Below are 17,008 nucleotides of genomic sequence, written 5' to 3'. Positions count from 1 at the left end.
CGTTATTTGTTGGCTGCGACGAGTGCGGGGCCGCCGGGGACCACCACACCCATCGAGACGATGTACTTGAGCGCGTCGTCCACGCTCATCTTGAGTTCGATGCAGTCGCTGCGCTTGAGCATCACGAAGTAGCCACCGGTCGGGTTCGGCGTGGTCGGCACATAGACGCCCAGGTAGTCGCCGCCGCCCAGGTGCTCGACCACGTCGGCGCCCGGCGTGCCGGTGACGAAGGCGATGGTCCAGACCCCTTCGCGCGGCCACTGCACCAGCACTGCGGTGCGAAAGGCGTTGCCGTTTTCCGAGAAGAGCGTGTCGGACACCTGCTTCACGCTCGAATAGATCGAGCGCACCACCGGAATACGCCGCACCACCGCGTCGCCCCAGCCCAGCAGGCGCTTGCCGACGAAGTTGCTGGCGACCGCACCGACCACCAGCAGGATCGCCAGCGTGAACAAGACACCAAGACCGCGCACGCGGTGCTCGGTCAGCCAGGCCTGCCACTGCTCAGGCAGCAGCCAGAGCGTCTGGTCGAGGGTGCCGATGATCCAGTTCAGCACGCCCAGCGTGATCACCAGCGGGACGATGACCAGCAAGCCGGAGAGCAGCCATTTGCGCAGCGCGTGCATGCGGGTGCCTCAGTCGCTCTTGGGGGCAGGCGCCGGCGTCGGCGCGGGGGCCGGTGCCGGGCTCGGGGCCGCTGCCGCCGGGGCCGCTGCCGCCGGTGCGGCGGCCGGGGCCGTCGCAGCGCCTTCGGCTGGCTTGGCAGCGCCCGCCGCATCGGCGGCCGGCGCGGCGGTCTTGCCGCCACCATCGCGGAAGTCGGTCACGTACCAGCCCGAGCCCTTGAGCTGGAAGCCGGCGGCCGTGACCTGCTTTTCGAAGGCACTCGCTCCGCATGCCGGGCACACCGTGAGAGGGGCGTCGGACATTTTTTGCAACGCGTCTTTGGCAAAGCCGCAGGCGCTGCACTTGTAGGCGTAGATAGGCATGGGAATGGAGCGAAAAAGAAGCGGCGCAGCTGCCGCTCGCAAAGCCCGCGATTATAAGGTCGGCGCCCTGCCCGCCGGCCCTTGACGCTCAGGCCAGGTCGACAGCCAGGGGGCGGTGCGGCGTGCGGCTGTTGGCCACCCACTGGGGCGCCAGCGATCCCGCCACCATGCCGACGAAGGCCGCAAGCACGCCGGCGAGCTGGGCCGGGAACTCGGCACTCCAGGGCATCGCCAGGAAGAGCAGCCAGGTGCCGATGCCCAGAATCACGGCGGCCACCGCGCCTTGCGTGGTGGCACGCTGCCAGTAGAGGCCGCACACCAGCGGGACGAAGGCGCCCACCAGCGGTACCTGGTAGGCGCCCGAGACGAGTTCGTAGATCGGCGTACCCTGCATCCGGATCGCGTAGGCCAGCACCGCCGCGCTGAAGACCAGCACGGTGATGCGCATGGTCCGGAGGTTCTCGCGGTCAGTGCCGGCCGGGCGGAACTGGCGCCAGATGTTCTCGGTGAAGGTCACGCTCGGCGCCAGCAAGGTGGCCGAGGCGGTCGACTTGATGGCCGACAACAGCGCGCCGAAGAACAGCACCTGCATCACGAAAGGCATCTTTTCCAGCACCAGGGTGGGCAGCACCTTTTGCGGGTCGTCCTTGAGCAGCGCAGCGGTCTGCTCCGGCATGATGAGCAGCGCACTCGCCACCAGAAACATCGGCACGAAGGCGAACAGGATGTACGCGATACCGCCGATCACCGGCCCGCGAGTGGCCGCCTTCACACTGTTGGCCGACATCACCCGCTGGAACACGTCCTGCTGCGGGATGGAGCCCAGCATCATGGTGATGGCCGCGGCGAAGAAGAACACCATGTCCTTGTAGTTCGGCTCGGGCCAGAACTTGAACAGGTCCTTGCTCACCGCGAAAGCCACCACCTTGTCGGCGCCGCCGGCCATCTGACCCGCGAAGACGGCAATCACCGCCAGGCCGACGACCAGGATGATCATCTGGATGAAGTCGGTCACGGCCACCGACCACATGCCGCCGAACAGGGTGTAGGCCAGGATCGACACCACGCCGATCACCATGCCCATCGCCACGCCGATGGCGCCGCCCGACAGCACGTTGAAGACCAGGCCCAGCGCCGTCACCTGCGCCGACACCCAGCCCAGGTAGCTCAGCATGATGATCAGCGAGCAGGCCACCTCCACCACCCGGCCATAGCGTTCGCGGTAGTAGTCGCTGATGGTCAGCAGCGTCATGCGGTAGAGCTTGCCCGCGAAGAACAGGCCGACCAGGATCAGGCAGGTGCCGGCACCGAAGGGGTCTTCCACCACGCTCCCCAGGCCGCCGTCGATGAACTTGGCCGGGATGCCGAGCACCGTTTCGGAGCCGAACCAGGTGGCGAAGGTCGTCGTGACGATCATGAAGAGCGGCAGGTGCCGCCCGGCGATCGCGAAGTCGGTGGTGTTCTTGACGCGCTTGGCGGCGTACAGGCCGATCGCGATGGTGATCAGCAGATAGACGATGACCAGGGTCAACAGCACGACGGACTCTCCTTGACGGGGCTCAGAACAGGCGGATGCGGACCACGGCCTGCATCACGATCAGACCCAATACAAAACCTATGCCAACCGCGATCACGATCTGCAGCAGACGGTTGGTCCGCTTCTGCGCCGCCAGCAGTTCGAGCAGTTCCCGGCGGTGGTCGGCCGGCCGGTTCTCCAGGAATTCGTGCAGCAGACGCGGGAACTGCGGCAACAGCTTGGCGTAGCGCGGCGCCTCGGCGCGCAGCTGCGCAAACAGCCGGCGCGGGCCGATCTGGTCGATCATCCATTTCTCTAGGAAAGGCTTGGCCGTCGCCCAGAGGTCGAGTTCGGGGTCGAGCTGGCGCCCGAGCCCTTCGATGTTGAGCAGCGTCTTCTGCAGCAGCACCAGCTGCGGCTGGATCTCGACGTGGAAGCGGCGCGAGGTCTGGAACAGGCGCATCAGCACCATGCCCAGCGAAATCTCCCTCAGGGGTCGGTCGAAGTACGGCTCGCACACGGTGCGGATCGCCGCCTCGAGTTCGTCGATGCGGGTGCCCGGTGGCACCCAGCCACTCTCCAGGTGCAGCTCCGCCACCCGCTTGTAGTCGCGCCGGAAGAAGGCGACGAAATTTTGCGCCAGGTACTCCTTGTCGCTTTCGGTGAGCGTGCCCACGATGCCGAAGTCGAGCGAGATGTAGCGCCCGAAGGTGGCCGGTGCCAGGCTGACCTGGATATTGCCCGGGTGCATGTCGGCATGGAAGAAGCCGTCGCGGAACACCTGGGTGAAGAAGATGGTCACGCCGTCGCGCGCCAGCTTGGGAATGTCGACGCCGGCGGCGCGCAGTCGATCGAGCTGGGCGATGGGGACGCCGTTCATCCGCTCCATCACGATGACTTCCGGATGGCAGAAGTCCCAAAGCATTTCCGGGATCAGGACCAGCTCGAGCTTTTCCATGTTGCGGCGCAGCTGCGCCGCATTGGCCGCCTCGCGCACCAGATCGAGCTCGTCGTGCAGGTACTTGTCGAACTCGGCCACCACCTCGCGCGGCTTCAGGCGCTTGCCGTCGGCCGACAGGCTCTCGACCCAGCCGGCCATCATGGCCATCAGCGCCAGGTCCTTCTCCATCACGCCGCGCATGCCGGGCCGCAGGACTTTCACGGCCACGTCGCGCACGGCGCCCGTGCGATCGCGGATGGTGGCGAAATGGACCTGCGCGATCGAGGCGCTGGCCACCGGCGTCTCGTCGAACTGCACGAAGACCTCGCCGACGGGCCGGCGGAAGGCGCGCTCGATGGTCGCGATGGCGATGACCGACGGGAACGGCGGCACGCGGTCCTGCAGCCAGGCCAGCTCATCCGCGATGTCGGGCGGCAGCAGGTCGCGTCGGGTCGACAGCACCTGGCCGAACTTCACGAAGATCGGCCCGAGCCGCTCCAGCGCCTCGCGCAGGCGCTGGCCGCGCGGTGCGTCGAGATTGCGCCCGACCGACACCACCCGCGCCACGATGCGCAGCCAGGGCTTCTGGAAGCTCGTGAGCACCAGTTCGTCCAGGCCGTAGCGCAGTGCGACCCAGACAATGAAAAGGCCGCGATAGAAGCGGCTCATTCAGCGCTCGCGCTGCCAGAGCCCGGTTTGCCCGCCTTGCCGGATGCGAACTGACGCACCGCGCCCGCCACCTTGCGCGCGACACCGGCCACCGTGTGGGCCGGCACATCGCCGATCAGCCGCGCCAGGTCGTCCTCGACGTCCCAGCGCACATGGTCGATCAGCCAGTTCACCTCGGCCGCCAATTGCACGTCGCCGACGATGCGCACCGCCGGCTTGTCGCCGCGCAGTGTGCTGCGTGCAATGTCCAGCGGCGACGCGTCGGCCACCACCAGCGTGAGTTCGGGCACGGCGCCCTCGGGGGCCAGGTCGAGCAGCCCGGCGGGCGTGGCGATGAGGCGCATCGTGACGAAGCGCCATTCGAATTGCACCACGCGGCCTTTCTGGCGCACCAGTCGTTGCTGGGCCTCGGGCTCCTGCTGCAGCACGTGGTTCAGGAACAGGACCGCGCGATGCTGCATCTCGTGCACCGCCCAGGCGGGCGGCTGGAAGCGGCTGCCGATGCGGTCGAACAAGCCGTCGAGAAAGGAAAATGGGGACGATGGTGTGGCCATGTCCCCATTATCGATGGCGCCGGCGGCCTGCAGCCGCCGGACGGCGCCGCTTTACTGCAGCGCCTGGACGCCGGCCACCAGCCAGCCGCCCGCACCGCTCACCGGCTTGGTCATGTTCCAAACCTCGCGGAAGGGACGCGGGCCGGCCGAGGCATCCTCACGGATCATTCCGGAGAACTCCACGCTCGCCATGTAGGCATCGGGCAGTTCCTCGATGCCGAGCAACTGGGCGTCGAGCATCACGACGTCGGTCTTGTTCGGCTGACCGCCGGTGTGCGTTTCACGCTCTGCCAGCTGCGAACGGATCTCGCCGAGCATCGCGTCGGTCATCATCAAGCGCAGCGCGTCGAGGTCGGAGCGGTCCCAGGCGTCCTGCAGCGTGACGAAGTTGCGCTTCGCTGCGGTCAGGAAGCCGTCGGCATCGAAGCCTGCCGGGATGCCCCAGCTCTGCGCGCCGCTCAAGGCGGAGCCGATCATGCTGCCACCAGCGGCACCCGCCATCGAAGAGCCGGCGCTGCGCTCCGGTGTCGCGTCGAAAGCGGCGCTGTTGCTTTCCCATGGGCGGGCCGAGGCGTCGTTGCCGACCTTGGCCGGGCTGTACTGCGTCGGCGTGGCGGGGTCCGACGGCGTGGCGCCGGCGCCCTGGAAGGCAAAGCCGCCCTGGTTGCTGCGCGTCGCGTTGTTGCGCCGTGCCGCGAAGACGCGCCATGCCACGAACGCCGCCATCACCAGCAGCCCGATCAGCAGGATGTTGCCGAAGCCGGCACCGAGGCCGAGCGAGTGTGCAAGCCAGGCCAGGCCCAGGCCGGCGGCCAGGCCGCCGAGCATCGCGCCCCAAGGACGCTTCGGTGCGGCAGCGGCGGCCGGCGTGCCGGGGCGCGCCGCCGGATTGGCGTTCTGCGCTGGCGCGGCGGGCGTGGCCTGGTTGGCCGGCGGCGTCGCCTGCCGCTGGGTCACGTTGCCCGACTGGCGGCCGACGGACTTGCCGCCGCCGATGCGGGCCGCGTCGGCCTGCACGCTCGCCAGGGCCAGCACACAGACCAGGAAAAGGGATCCCAACTTTTTCATTTCATCTCCTCAGTCGCGAAGAAAACGCTTCGCCGATTCAGCACTTGATTCCAACATGCAGGGCGACCACGCCGCCCGTCATGTTGTGATAGTCCACATGACCGAAACCACCCTCTTTCATGAGGGTCTTGAGCTCTTCCTGGGCGGGATGCATGCGGATCGACTCGGCCAGGTAGCGGTAGCTCGCGTCGTCGCCCGCCACCGCCTTGCCCAAGCGCGGCAGCACCTTGAACGAATACCAGTCGTAGGCCTTCTGCAGCGGCTTCGCCACCTTCGAGAATTCCAGCACCAGCAGCTTGCCGTTGGGCTTGAGCACGCGGTTCATTTCCTTCAACGCCGCATCCTTGTGCGTCATGTTGCGCAGGCCGAAGGCCACGGTGACGACGTCGAAATGGTTGTCGGGGAACGGCAGCTTTTCCGCGTCGCACACCATGGTCGGCAGCGACACGCCCGCGTCGAGCAGGCGGTCGCGGCCGGTGCGCAGCATGGCTTCGTTGATGTCGGTGTGCACGACCTGCCCGCTGGTGCCCACCTTCTTCGAGAACGCCAGCGCCAAGTCGCCGGTGCCGCCGGCGATGTCGAGCACGCGCGAGCCTTCGCTCACGTTTGCCGCCATCACGGTGTAGGCCTTCCAGGCGCGGTGCAACCCCATGGACATGAGGTCGTTCATGAGGTCGTAGCGCGTCGCGACCGAGTCGAAGACACCGCGCACGCGACGCGCCTTCTCGCTCTCGTCGACGTTCTCGAATCCGAAATGGGTGGTGCTCATGGTTGCTCAGATGTTAGGCCGTTGGCGCGGCGATCGAGCCGACGACCCCGCTCGGAAGCCGGGCTTTGGGGAAAGGCGCTCAGTGGCTGCCGCAGGCATGGCCGCCCGCGGTGGCCGTGGGCGCCATGGGAGCGTCGCGATCGACGCCGGCGGCGCTCAGGCGGCGCTCGTATTCGGCCCAGAGCTCATCCTGCTTCTGGCCGAGTTCGTAGAGCAGGTTCCACGAGAAGATGCCGCTCTCGTGGCCGTCGGTGAAGACCGGCTTCACCGCGTAGTTGCCGATGGGCTCGAGTTCCAGCAGGCCGACGTTGCGCTTGCCGGTCTGCAGGATCTCCTGCCCCGGGCCGTGGCCCTGCACTTCGGCCGACGGCGAGTAGATGCGCATCAGCTCGAAGGGAATGCGGAAGCTCGCGCCGTCGGAGAAGCCGACTTCCAGCACCTTCGACTTGTTGTGCACCGTGATCGATTGCGGCGTCGGCGCGCCGGCTTGCAGACCTGCCATCAGGATGTCCTTTTGCTGAGTGCCGCGATCATCGCAGCCTCGGCCGCCGGCAGTCCCGCCCGCACGGCGGCCTCCCTGTCGGCGTCGCGGTCTCGCTGTGCTGGCGCCCAGACCGGCGCGGGGAAATGCGTGTCCCACTCGTACCGCGCGATCACGTGCCAATGCAGGTGCGGGACCATGTTGCCAAGCGCGGCCAGGTTGATCTTGGTGGGTGCCAGATGGTCGCGCAGGCAGTGCTCGACGGTGACCACCGCCTCCATGCACGTCACGCGGTCGGCCGCCGACAGGTCGGAGAACTCCGCTGCATGGTCGCGCCAGATCACACGGTAGAAGCCGGGGAAGCCGGCCTCCTCCGCATGGATCACGCGGAACTCGGACGCCTCGAACACCAGGCGCCCGCCAGCGCCTTCGCACAGTACGCAACCCGAAACGCTGGTCACACGAGCACCCGCTCGATGCCGCCACTGTTGGCCGCGGCCACGTACTCGGGCAGCCACTGCTCGCCGAGGATGCGGTTGGCCATCTCGACCACGATGTAGTCCGCTTCGAGCAGGCCGTTGTTCAGGTCGTTGCCGTAGCGGGAAAGCCCCTGCAGGCAGCTCGGGCAGCTGGTGAGGATCTTCACGTTGTCGGTGGCGCCGACCTTGCCGCTGTCGCGCAGCGAAGCCTCGCCCTTGCGCAGCTCCTCTTCCTTGCGGAAGCGGATCTGCGTGGAAATGTCGGGCCGCGTCACGCCCAGCGTGCCCGACTCTCCGCAGCAGCGATCGTTCTTCTGCACGTTCTCACCGACCAGGGCCTTCACCGTCTTCATCGGATCCTGCAGCTTCATCGGGCTGTGGCAGGGGTCGTGGTACAGGTAGCCGCCGCCGCTTGCCGCGCCGAGCGTGATGCCCTTTTCCAGCAGGTACTCGTGGATGTCGATGATCCGGCAGCCCGGGAAGATCTTGTCGAACTGGTAGCCCTGCAACTGGTCGTAGCAGGTGCCGCAGCTCACCACCACGGTCTTGATGTCCAGGTAGTTCAGCGTGTTCGCGACGCGGTGGAAGAGCACACGGTTGTCCGTGATCATCTTCTCGGCCTTGTCGAACTGGCCGCTGCCGCGCTGCGGGTAGCCGCAGCAGAGATAACCCGGCGGCAGCACCGTCTGCACACCGGCGTGCCACAGCATCGCCTGTGTCGCCAGGCCGACCTGCGAGAACAGGCGCTCGGAGCCGCAGCCGGGGAAGTAGAAGACCGCCTCGGTCTCGGCCGTCGTCGCCTTCGGGTTGCGGATGATCGGCACGTAGTCGGCATCCTCGATGTCGAGCAGGGCGCGCGCCGTCTTTTTCGGCAGGCCACCGGGCATCTTCTTGTTGATGAAGTGGATGACCTGTTCCTTGATCGGCGCCGGGCCGAGCGTGGCCGGTGGTGCCGCGGTCTGCTTCTTCGCCGGCAGACGGAAGAAATCGTTGGCCAGGCGCTGCGCCTTGAAGCCGATGTCGACCATGCCGACCCGCATCGCCTTGATGGTCGACGGGTTGGTGGCATTGAGGAAGAACATCGCCGCGGCGTTGCCCGGGCGGAAGCTCTTCTGGCCCATCTTGCGCAGCAGGTTGCGCATGTTCATCGACACGTCGCCAAAATCGATCTTCACCGGGCAGGGGGAGAGGCACTTGTGGCAGACCGTGCAGTGGTCGGCCACATCCTCGAACTCCTCCCAGTGCTTGATGCTCACGCCGCGGCGCGTCTGCTCCTCGTACAGGAAGGCCTCGACCAGGAGCGAGGTCGCGAGGATCTTGTTGCGCGGGCTGTAGAGCAGGTTGGCACGCGGCACGTGCGTGGCGCACACCGGCTTGCACTTGCCGCAGCGCAGGCAGTCCTTGACCGAATCCGCGATGGCGCCGATGTCGCTCTGCTGCATGATCAGCGACTCGTGGCCCATCAGGCCGAAGCTAGGGGTGTAGGCGTTGGTCAGGTCGGCGTGCAGACCGTGCGAAGCCGGCGTGTCCGCGCGCAGCAGCTTGCCCTTGTTGAAGCGCCCTTCCGGGTCGACGCGCTGCTTGTAGTCGGTGAAGGGCTGCAGTTCCGCATCGGTCAGGAACTCCAGCTTGGTGATGCCGATGCCGTGCTCCCCCGAGATCACGCCGTCGAGCGAGCGCGCCAGCGCCATGATGCGCACCACGGCGGCATGCGCGCTCTGCAGCATTTCGTAGTTGTCGCTGTTGACCGGAATGTTGGTGTGCACGTTGCCGTCGCCGGCGTGCATGTGCAGCGCGACCCACACGCGGCCCTTGAGCACGCGCTGGTGGATGGCGTTGCACTCGGCCAGGATCGGCGCGAATTCTGCGCCGGTGAAAATCTGCTGCAGCGGCGCGCGGATCTGCGTCTTCCAGCTGGCGCGCAGCGAATGGTCCTGCAGCTGCGGAAACAGCGCATCGACGTCCTTCAGCCACTCGGCCCACAGGGCGCGCACGTCCTGCACCAGCGCAATGGCCTGCGCCACGCGGTCTTCCAGCAGCTCGGCCGAGGGAATGTCGTTGGCATCGTCGGTCTTGCCCAGCGGCAGGTTGCCACGGGCGAAGAAGGCTTCCAGCGCATCGGCGAAGGCCAGCTTGTTCTGCAGCGACAGCTCGATGTTGATGCGCTCGATGCCGTCGGTGTACTCGGCCATCCGCGGCAGCGGGATCACGACGTCTTCGTTGATCTTGAAGGCGTTGGTGTGGCGGCTGATGGCCGCCGTGCGCTTGCGGTCGAGCCAGAACTTCTTGCGCGCGTCGGGGCTGATGGCGATGAAGCCTTCGCCGCTGCGCGAGTTGGCGATGCGCACCACTTCCGACGTGACGCGCGCCACGGCGTCGGCGTCGTGGCCGGCGATGTCGCCGAACAGCACCATCTTCGGGAGGCCACCGTGCTTCTTCGACTTGGTCGCGTAGCCGACGGCCTTCAGGTAGCGGTCGTCCAGGTGTTCCAGCCCGGCCAGCAGCACGCCCGAGCGCTTCTGCTCGGCGAACATGAAGTCCTTGATCTCGACGATGCTGGGCACCGCGTCCTTGGCGTTGCCGAAGAACTCGAGGCATACGGTGCGCGTGTGCGCCGGCATCTTGTGGACCACCCAGCGGCAGCTGGTGATCAGGCCGTCGCAGCCTTCCTTCTGGATGCCCGGCAGGCCCGAAAGGAACTTGTCGGTCACGTCCTTGCCGAGGCCCTCCTTGCGAAAGGTCTTGCCGGCGATTTGGAGGCGCTCGGCGCGCAGTTTGGTCCGGCCGTCGGCCGCGAAGTACTGCAGATCGAACACGGCGCTGTCGACGTCGTGGATCTTGCCGAGGTTGTGGCCCACGCGCGTGACCTCGAGCCACTCGGCCTGCGGCGTCACCATGCGCCAGGAGGCCAGGTTGTCGAGCGCGGTGCCCCACAGCACGGCCTTCTTGCCGCCAGCGTTCATTGCGACATTGCCACCGACGCACGAGGCCTCGGCGGAGGTCGGGTCGACCGCGAACACATAGCCCGCGCGCTCGGCCGCGTCGGCCACGCGCTGCGTGACCACGCCGGCCTCGGTCCAGATGGTCGGCACCGGGTCCTCGAGCCCGGGCAGCGCCATCAGCTCGACCTCGGTCATCGCCTCGAGCTTCTCGGTGTTGATGACCGCGCTGTTCCAGGTCAGCGGGATCGCGCCACCGGTGTAGCCGGTGCCGCCGCCACGCGGGATGATCGTCAGACCGAGCTCGATGCAGCCCTTGACCAACCCTGCCATCTCGGCCTCGGTGTCGGGGCACAGCACGACGAACGGGTACTCGACGCGCCAATCGGTCGCGTCGGTCACGTGCGACACGCGCGAGAGGCCGTCGAACTTGATGTTGTCCTTGGCGGTCAGGCGGCGGAAGGCGCGGGTGGCCTTGCGACGCAGCGCGGCCACGTCGTGGAACAGGGTGTCGAAGGCCGCAATGGCGCCCGACACCAGGTCGGACAGTTCACCCACCAGAACGTCCCGCTGTGCGTCCACCTCGGGCGTTCGGCGCTTGCCGACCTCGGTCAGCCGGTGATTGAGGGCATCCACCAGTTGCCCGCGCCGGCGCGGGTTGTCCAGCAGGTCGTCGACCAGGTACGGGTTGCGCTGCACCACCCAGATGTCGCCCAGCACCTCGTACAGCATGCGGGCCGATCGACCGGTGCGGCGTTCGTCGCGCAGCGATTGCAGCAGCACCCAGCCGCGTTCCCCGAGCAGGCGAATGACGATTTCGCGGTCGGAGAAGCTGGTGTAGTTGTACGGTATCTCGCGGAGTCGGGCGGGCTCTGCGGCCTGCGTCAACAACGCAGTCAGCGCGATCGGAGCGTTCATCGGGGAGCAGCCTCGGCAGGACGCTGCGCGCCCTTGAACCGGGCCGGTGATTTTAAGTCAGTGCGCTTCTTCCGCGTCAGCCGCCTAGAAAAGCACCCGGCTGCGGATGGTCCCGGGCACGGCAGCGAGCTTTTCGAGCGCCAGGTCCGACGACGCAGCGTCGATGTCGGTCACCACGTAGCCCACCTTCTCGTTGGTCTGCAGGTACTGCGACGCGATGTTGATGCGGTTGTCCGCGAACACCTGGTTGATGGCCGACAGCACCCCGGGCACGTTGTGGTGGATGTGCAGCAGCCGGTGCTTGCCCGGGTGGGCCGGCAGCGCCACCTCGGGGAAGTTCACCGAGGTGATGGAAGTGCCGTTGTCGCTGTACTTCACCAGCTTCTCGGCCACCTCGCCGCCGATGTTGGCCTGCGCCTCCATCGTCGAGCCACCGATGTGCGGCGTCAGGATCACGTTGTCCAGCCCACGCAGCGGCGACTGGAATTCCTCGTTGTTGCTGCCCGGCTCGACCGGGAACACGTCGATGGCCGCGCCCCAGAGCTTGCCGCTCGTGATGCCTTCGGCCAGCGCGTCGATGTCGACCACCGTGCCGCGCGCGGCGTTGATCAGGATGCCGCCGGGCTTCATCGCGGCGATCTCGGCCGGGCCGATCATCCACTTCGTCGACGGCAGCTCGGGCACATGCAGGCTCACGATGTCGCTCTGCGCCAGCAGGTCGTGCAGCCGCGGTACCTGGCGCGCATTGCCCAGCGGCAGCTTGCTCACCACATCGTAGAAGGCCACCTGCATGCCCAGCCCTTCGGCCAGCACCGACAGCTGCGTGCCGATCGAGCCGTAGCCCACGATGCCCAGCGTCTTGCCGCGGATCTCGTGGGAATTGGCAGCCGACTTCATCCAGCCACCGCGATGCACCAGCGCGTTCTTGGCCGGGATGCCACGCAGCAGCAGGATCGCCTCGGCCAGAACCAGCTCGGCCACCGACCGGGTGTTGGAGTACGGCGCGTTGAACACCGCCACGCCGCGCTCCCGCGCCGCGTTCAGGTCGACCTGGTTGGTGCCGATACAGAAGCAGCCGACGGCCACCAGCTTGGGCGCGGCCGACAGCACATCGGCGGTGAGCTTGCTCTGCGAGCGGATGCCCAGGAAGTGAACGTCGGCCAGCTTGGCCTTCAGTTCCTCCCCCTGCAGCGCCTTCGGCAGCATCTCGATCTGGGTGTAGCCCGCGCCGCGGATGGCCTCCACCGCCGAGGCATGGATGCCTTCGAGCAGGAGGAACTTGATCTTGCTTTTGTCGAGGGAGGTCTTGCTCATGGCGGTCATGAAGGCCCCCGACAGGGCTCGGAGGCAGAGCCGAAAAACGAAGCGGAAATGCTAGCATGGTGCAGCGCAGCACGCAGATGGGGCATCGTTGGCACACATGGCACCAAAAGGGTTTCCCCGCTTGGATGCCGAGCCAGCGCCATGCGACAAATATGACGCGGTTGTGTCACACGCAGCCCCTAGCATCCGCGCTTCTCACTTTCCCCCTCAGGAGTCTTCATGCGATTCAAAACGCTCGCCCTGGCCTCAGCACTGGCAGCCACCCTGTTCAACACAGCCCAGGCCCAGACCGAGATCCAGTGGTGGCACTCGATGACCGCCGTCAACGGCGAGTGGGTCAACGACCTGGCCAAGCAGTTCAATGAAAGCCAGAAGGACTACAAGATCGTGCCGACCTACAAGGGCACGTACGACGAATCGATGACCGCATCGATCGCCGCCTTCCGCGCCGGCAATGCGCCGCACATCCTGCAGGTGTTCGAAGTGGGCACCGCGACCATGCAGGCCAGCAAGGGCGCCATCGTGCCGGTCGGCCAGGTCATGAAGGACGCGGGCGAGAAGTTCGACCCGGCCGCCTACATCCCCGCCGTGGCCGGCTACTACACCGCGCCGAACGGCCAGATGCTGAGCTTCCCGTTCAACAGCTCGACGACAGTCTTCTACATCAACAAGGACGCCTTCAAGGCGGCCGGCATCGACACGGCCAAGCTGCCGGCGACCTGGCCTGAAGTGGCCGCCGCCGCCGCCAAGCTGAAGGCCAGCGGCCACAAGTGCCCGTTCACCACGGCCTGGCAGGGCTGGACCCAGCTCGAGAGCTTCTCGGCCTGGCACAACGTCGAGTTCGCGACCAAGAGCAACGGCCTGGCCGGGCTCGACGCGCGCATGAAGATCAACTCGCCGCTGCACGTTCGCCACATCGAGAACCTGGCCAACATGTCCAAGCAGGGCCTGTTCATCTACAAGGGCCGCGGCAACGTGCCCGAGGCCTCGTTCGTGTCGGGCGAGTGCGCCATGATCAACACGTCGTCCGGCTTCTACGGCAACGTCGCGAAGAACGCCAAGTTCGCCTACGCCGTTGCACCGCTGCCCTACTACCCCGACGTGCCCGGCGCACCGCAGAACACCGTGATCGGCGGCGCCAGCCTGTGGGTCATGTCGGGCAAGAAGCCGGCCGAGTACAAGGGCGTGGCCAAGTTCTTCAGCTTCATCTCGCAGCCTGAGGTGCAGTCCGCCAGCCACAAGCGCACCGGCTACCTGCCGATCACGACGGCTTCGTACAAGCTCACCGAAGACTCGGGCTTCTACAAGCAGAACCCGGGCACCGACGTGGCCGTGACGCAGATGGTCCGCAAGGTGACCGACAAGAGCCGCGGCATCCGCCTGGGCAACTATGTGCAGATTCGCGCCATCGAAGACGAAGAACTCGAACAGGTGTGGGGCGGCAAGAAGACCGCCAAGGAAGCCCTCGACGAGATCGTCAAGCGCGGCAACGAACAGCTGGAACGCTTCCAGAAGGCCAACAAGAGCTGAGCCTTGAAGCGGCCTCGGCCACAGTAGACTCGCCCCGCCGCGCTTTCGAGCCCGGCGGGTTTTCTTTATCCAGGGTTCCTATGGAAAAACGCGTCTTCTTCCGCTCCGGCTGGCTGCCGTGGCTTCTGCTGACACCGCAGATGCTGGTCATCCTGGTGTTCTTCTTCTGGCCCGCGGGTCAGGCGCTGTTCCAGTCGCTGCAGCAGCAGGACCCCTTCGGCACCTCGGTCGAGTTCGTCGGCCTGGACAACTTCCGGCAACTGTTCGACGACCCGAGCTACGTCGAGTCTTTCAAGACCACCGCGCTGTTCTCGGTGCTGGTGGCCGGCATCGGCATCAGCCTGTCACTGATGCTCGCCGTGTTTGCCGACCGCGTGACCCGTGGCGCCACCTTCTACAAGACCATGCTGATCCTGCCCTACGCCGTGGCGCCGGCCGTCGCGGCCGTGCTGTGGGTCTTCATGTTCTCGCCGTCCCTGGGCGTGGTGGCCTATGCGCTGGGCAAGTTCGGCATCGACTGGAACCACCTGCTCAATTCCGGCCACGCCATGACGCTGATCGTGATGGCCTCGGTATGGAAGCAGATCTCGTACAACTTCCTGTTCTTCCTGGCCGGCCTGCAGTCGATCCCCAAGTCGCTGATCGAGGCCGCCGCCATCGACGGCGCCCGTCCGTGGCGCCGTTTCTGGACGGTGCAGTTCCCCCTGCTCTCACCCACCACCTTCTTCCTGCTGGTGATCAACGTCGTTTACGCCTTCTTCGACACCTTCGCGATCGTCGACGCGGCAACGCAAGGCGGCCCGGGCAAGGACACGGCGATCCTGGTTTACAAGGTCTACTACGACGGTTTCAAGGCCATGGACCTGGGCGGATCGGCTGCGCAGTCGGTGGTGCTGATGCTCATCGTCGTCGCACTCACGGTCATCCAGTTTCGCTATGTCGAGAAGAAAGTGAACTACTGATATGGTCGAAAAACGCGGAACCCACGGGATCCTGGCGCACGTCATCATGGTGCTGGGCGTCTTCATCGTCGCCTTCCCGCTCTACCTGGCCTTCGTCGCCTCCACGCACACCGCGCAGGAGATCGTGCAGGCACCGATGCCGCTGCTGCCCGGCACCAACATGCTCGACAGCTACAAGGGTGCGCTCTTCGGCCGCGCGTCGGCGGCAGGCTCCAATGCGCCGGTGGCCCACATGATGTGGGTCAGCTTCGTGACCGCCATGGTCATCTCGATCGGCAAGATCACGATCTCGCTGCTGTCGGCCTTCGCCATCGTCTATTTCCGCTTCCCCTTCAAGAAGATCTGCTTCTGGGCGATCTTCGTGACGCTGATGCTGCCGGTGGAGGTGCGCATCCTGCCGACCTACAAGGTGCTGTCGGACCTGAACATGCTGAACACGTACGCGGGCCTCACGGTGCCGCTGATCGCGTCGGCCACGGCGACCTTCCTGTTCCGGCAGTTCTTCCTGACCGTGCCCGAGGAACTCACCGAGGCCTCGCGCATGGACGGCGCGAGCCCGATGCGCTTCTTCTTCGACGTGCTGCTGCCGCTGTCGAAGACCTCGATCGCGGCGCTGTTCGTGATCCAGTTCATCTACGGCTGGAACCAGTACCTCTGGCCGCTGCTGGCCACCACCGGCGAGGACATGTACCCGGTGGTCGTGGGCATCAAGCGGATGATCGCCGGCGGCGACGGCCAGAACGAATGGAATGTCGTGATGGCCACCGCCATCCTGGCGATGCTGCCGCCCGCGCTGGTAGTGGTGCTGATGCAGAAATGGTTCGTCAAGGGCCTGGTAGACACTGAAAAGTAAACAAGAAGATATGGCTGCTCTTTCCCTTCGCAACGTCATCAAGCGCTACGGCGTCGGCCCCAAGGCCAACCAGGTCATCCACGGCGTGAGCGCCGAGATCGCCGACCACGAGTTCATCGTCATCGTCGGCCCTTCGGGCTGCGGCAAGTCGACGCTGCTGCGCATGGTCGCCGGGCTGGAGGAAGTCTCCGCCGGCGAGATCCGCATCGGCGACCGCGTGGTCAACGACCTCGAGCCGTCGGAACGCGACATCGCCATGGTGTTCCAGAACTACGCGCTGTACCCGCACATGAGCGTGTTCGACAACATGGCCTACGGCCTGAAGATCGCCAAGGTGCCGGTGCCCGAGATCAAGACGCGCGTCGACAAGGCCGCGAAGATCCTCGAACTCGGCCACCTGCTCGAGCGCAAGCCGCGCGAGCTGTCGGGCGGCCAGCGCCAACGCGTGGCCATGGGCCGTGCGATCGTGCGCCAGCCGCAGGTTTTCCTGTTCGACGAGCCGCTGTCGAACCTCGACGCCAAGCTGCGCGCACAGACCCGCATCGAGATCCAGAAGCTGCACCGCGAGCTCGGCATCACCTCGCTCTTCGTCACGCACGACCAGGTCGAGGCGATGACGCTGGCCCAGCGCATCATCGTGATGAACGGCGGCGTGATGGACCAGTTCGGCACGCCCGAAGAGGTCTACAACCGTCCGGCCACGACCTTCGTCGCCAGCTTCATCGGCTCCCCGCCGATGAATCTGCTGAAGCACGCACCGGGCGTGCGCCCCGGCCACATCCTCGGGGTGCGGCCGGAGCACCTGAAGCTCGACCAGACCGGCTGGACGGTACAAGTCGAACACGTCGAACTGCTGGGCGCCGAGCGCCTGGTGTACGGCCGCATCGGCGACGAACAGATCATCATGCGCACCGACGCGGTCGACCACCCGCCGACGGCCGGCGACACGGTGCACATCTCGGCGTCGCAAGACCGCCTGCACTGGTTCGACGCCGGCTCCGGAAAACGCGCAGCCTGA

General features: G+C 66.3%; 15 protein-coding genes. 4 read left to right on the top strand and 11 right to left on the bottom strand.

Features of this window, described 5'->3' with window-relative positions; translation table 11 throughout:
• Positions 1-2 precede the first annotated feature (2 nt).
• The 11 genes from ACSFBE_RS02640 to serA form a co-directional block, all read right to left on the bottom strand.
• Positions 3-626: a DUF502 domain-containing protein gene (locus ACSFBE_RS02640; protein ID WP_435488800.1), complete on the bottom strand. Its 624-nt coding sequence runs from the start codon at positions 624-626 to the stop codon at positions 3-5.
• 9 nt (positions 627-635) lie between these two features.
• Positions 636-989 carry an FmdB family zinc ribbon protein gene (locus ACSFBE_RS02635; RefSeq protein WP_435488799.1) on the bottom strand — a complete coding sequence of 118 codons (354 nt, stop codon included), beginning with the start codon at positions 987-989 and terminating at the stop codon, positions 636-638.
• An 88-nt stretch (positions 990-1,077) separates the two neighbouring features.
• Positions 1,078-2,526 carry a high affinity choline transporter 1 gene (locus ACSFBE_RS02630; protein ID WP_435488798.1) on the bottom strand — a complete coding sequence of 483 codons (1,449 nt, stop codon included), beginning with the start codon at positions 2,524-2,526 and terminating at the stop codon, positions 1,078-1,080.
• A 22-nt stretch (positions 2,527-2,548) separates the two neighbouring features.
• A complete protein-coding gene (gene ubiB / locus ACSFBE_RS02625) occupies positions 2,549-4,114 on the bottom strand; it encodes a ubiquinone biosynthesis regulatory protein kinase UbiB (protein ID WP_435488797.1) in 1,566 nt (521 codons plus the stop codon).
• Positions 4,111-4,668 carry a ubiquinone biosynthesis accessory factor UbiJ gene (locus tag ACSFBE_RS02620; RefSeq protein WP_435488796.1) on the bottom strand — a complete coding sequence of 186 codons (558 nt, stop codon included), beginning with the start codon at positions 4,666-4,668 and terminating at the stop codon, positions 4,111-4,113. Before ACSFBE_RS02620 ends, ubiB begins: the two co-directional genes overlap by 4 nt.
• Before the next feature lie 51 nt (positions 4,669-4,719).
• Complete coding sequence (locus tag ACSFBE_RS02615; RefSeq protein WP_435488795.1) at positions 4,720-5,736, bottom strand: Tim44 domain-containing protein; 1,017 nt, start codon at positions 5,734-5,736, stop codon at positions 4,720-4,722.
• A 37-nt stretch (positions 5,737-5,773) separates the two neighbouring features.
• A complete protein-coding gene (gene ubiE / locus ACSFBE_RS02610; protein WP_435488794.1) occupies positions 5,774-6,505 on the bottom strand; it encodes a bifunctional demethylmenaquinone methyltransferase/2-methoxy-6-polyprenyl-1,4-benzoquinol methylase UbiE in 732 nt (243 codons plus the stop codon).
• A gap of 79 nt (positions 6,506-6,584) precedes the next feature.
• The gene (locus ACSFBE_RS02605; protein WP_435488793.1) at positions 6,585-7,007 is read right to left on the bottom strand and encodes a gamma-butyrobetaine hydroxylase family protein; all 423 of its coding nucleotides are present in this window, start codon (positions 7,005-7,007) and stop codon (positions 6,585-6,587) included.
• Positions 7,007-7,447, bottom strand: coding sequence for an HIT family protein (locus ACSFBE_RS02600; protein WP_435488792.1), 441 nt, complete (start codon positions 7,445-7,447; stop codon positions 7,007-7,009). Before ACSFBE_RS02600 ends, ACSFBE_RS02605 begins: the two co-directional genes overlap by 1 nt.
• Positions 7,444-11,322, bottom strand: coding sequence for a DUF3683 domain-containing protein (locus ACSFBE_RS02595; RefSeq protein WP_435488791.1), 3,879 nt, complete (start codon positions 11,320-11,322; stop codon positions 7,444-7,446). Before ACSFBE_RS02595 ends, ACSFBE_RS02600 begins: the two co-directional genes overlap by 4 nt.
• Before the next feature lie 84 nt (positions 11,323-11,406).
• On the bottom strand, positions 11,407-12,636 hold the full coding sequence (gene serA / locus ACSFBE_RS02590) for a phosphoglycerate dehydrogenase (protein ID WP_435488790.1): 1,230 nt from the start codon (positions 12,634-12,636) through the stop codon (positions 11,407-11,409).
• Positions 12,637-12,864: 228 nt separating this feature from the next.
• Between serA and ugpB the strand changes: the two genes are divergently transcribed.
• The 4 genes from ugpB to ugpC all read left to right on the top strand — a co-directional run bounded on the left by ugpB (position 12,865) and on the right by ugpC (position 17,008).
• Positions 12,865-14,175, top strand: coding sequence for a sn-glycerol-3-phosphate ABC transporter substrate-binding protein UgpB (ugpB, locus tag ACSFBE_RS02585; RefSeq protein ID WP_435488789.1), 1,311 nt, complete (start codon positions 12,865-12,867; stop codon positions 14,173-14,175).
• Positions 14,176-14,255: 80 nt separating this feature from the next.
• On the top strand, positions 14,256-15,137 hold the full coding sequence (gene ugpA / locus ACSFBE_RS02580; RefSeq protein ID WP_435488788.1) for a sn-glycerol-3-phosphate ABC transporter permease UgpA: 882 nt from the start codon (positions 14,256-14,258) through the stop codon (positions 15,135-15,137).
• A 1-nt stretch (position 15,138) separates the two neighbouring features.
• Entirely contained in the window at positions 15,139-15,990 is an 852-nt protein-coding gene (gene ugpE, locus ACSFBE_RS02575; protein WP_435488787.1) for a sn-glycerol-3-phosphate ABC transporter permease UgpE, read from the top strand.
• Positions 15,991-16,000: 10 nt separating this feature from the next.
• A complete protein-coding gene (gene ugpC, locus ACSFBE_RS02570; RefSeq protein ID WP_435488786.1) occupies positions 16,001-17,008 on the top strand; it encodes a sn-glycerol-3-phosphate ABC transporter ATP-binding protein UgpC in 1,008 nt (335 codons plus the stop codon).

Origin of the sequence: Variovorax sucrosi, from assembly GCF_051216635.1 — a bacterium.
Classification (GTDB): Bacteria; Pseudomonadota; Gammaproteobacteria; order Burkholderiales; family Burkholderiaceae_C; genus Variovorax.
The sequence above is the reverse complement of the archived record's forward strand: the minus strand, read 5'-3'. Positions and strand labels throughout refer to the sequence as shown.

What these genes read in the sequence shown, in the direction of transcription:
- serA (WP_435488790.1), bottom strand. Translation starts at nt 12,636, where the DNA reads ATGAGCAAGACCTCCCTCGACAAAAGCAAGATCAAGTTCCTCCTGCTC.
- ACSFBE_RS02595 (WP_435488791.1), bottom strand. Translation starts at nt 11,322, where the DNA reads ATGAACGCTCCGATCGCGCTGACTGCGTTGTTGACGCAGGCCGCAGAG.
- ACSFBE_RS02640 (WP_435488800.1), bottom strand. Translation starts at nt 626, where the DNA reads ATGCACGCGCTGCGCAAATGGCTGCTCTCCGGCTTGCTGGTCATCGTC.
- ugpB (WP_435488789.1), top strand. Translation starts at nt 12,865, where the DNA reads ATGCGATTCAAAACGCTCGCCCTGGCCTCAGCACTGGCAGCCACCCTG.
- ubiB (WP_435488797.1), bottom strand. Translation starts at nt 4,114, where the DNA reads ATGAGCCGCTTCTATCGCGGCCTTTTCATTGTCTGGGTCGCACTGCGC.
- ACSFBE_RS02615 (WP_435488795.1), bottom strand. Translation starts at nt 5,736, where the DNA reads ATGAAAAAGTTGGGATCCCTTTTCCTGGTCTGTGTGCTGGCCCTGGCG.
- ACSFBE_RS02605 (WP_435488793.1), bottom strand. Translation starts at nt 7,007, where the DNA reads ATGGCAGGTCTGCAAGCCGGCGCGCCGACGCCGCAATCGATCACGGTG.
- ACSFBE_RS02620 (WP_435488796.1), bottom strand. Translation starts at nt 4,668, where the DNA reads ATGGCCACACCATCGTCCCCATTTTCCTTTCTCGACGGCTTGTTCGAC.
- ugpC (WP_435488786.1), top strand. Translation starts at nt 16,001, where the DNA reads ATGGCTGCTCTTTCCCTTCGCAACGTCATCAAGCGCTACGGCGTCGGC.
- ugpA (WP_435488788.1), top strand. Translation starts at nt 14,256, where the DNA reads ATGGAAAAACGCGTCTTCTTCCGCTCCGGCTGGCTGCCGTGGCTTCTG.
- ugpE (WP_435488787.1), top strand. Translation starts at nt 15,139, where the DNA reads ATGGTCGAAAAACGCGGAACCCACGGGATCCTGGCGCACGTCATCATG.
- ubiE (WP_435488794.1), bottom strand. Translation starts at nt 6,505, where the DNA reads ATGAGCACCACCCATTTCGGATTCGAGAACGTCGACGAGAGCGAGAAG.
- ACSFBE_RS02635 (WP_435488799.1), bottom strand. Translation starts at nt 989, where the DNA reads ATGCCTATCTACGCCTACAAGTGCAGCGCCTGCGGCTTTGCCAAAGAC.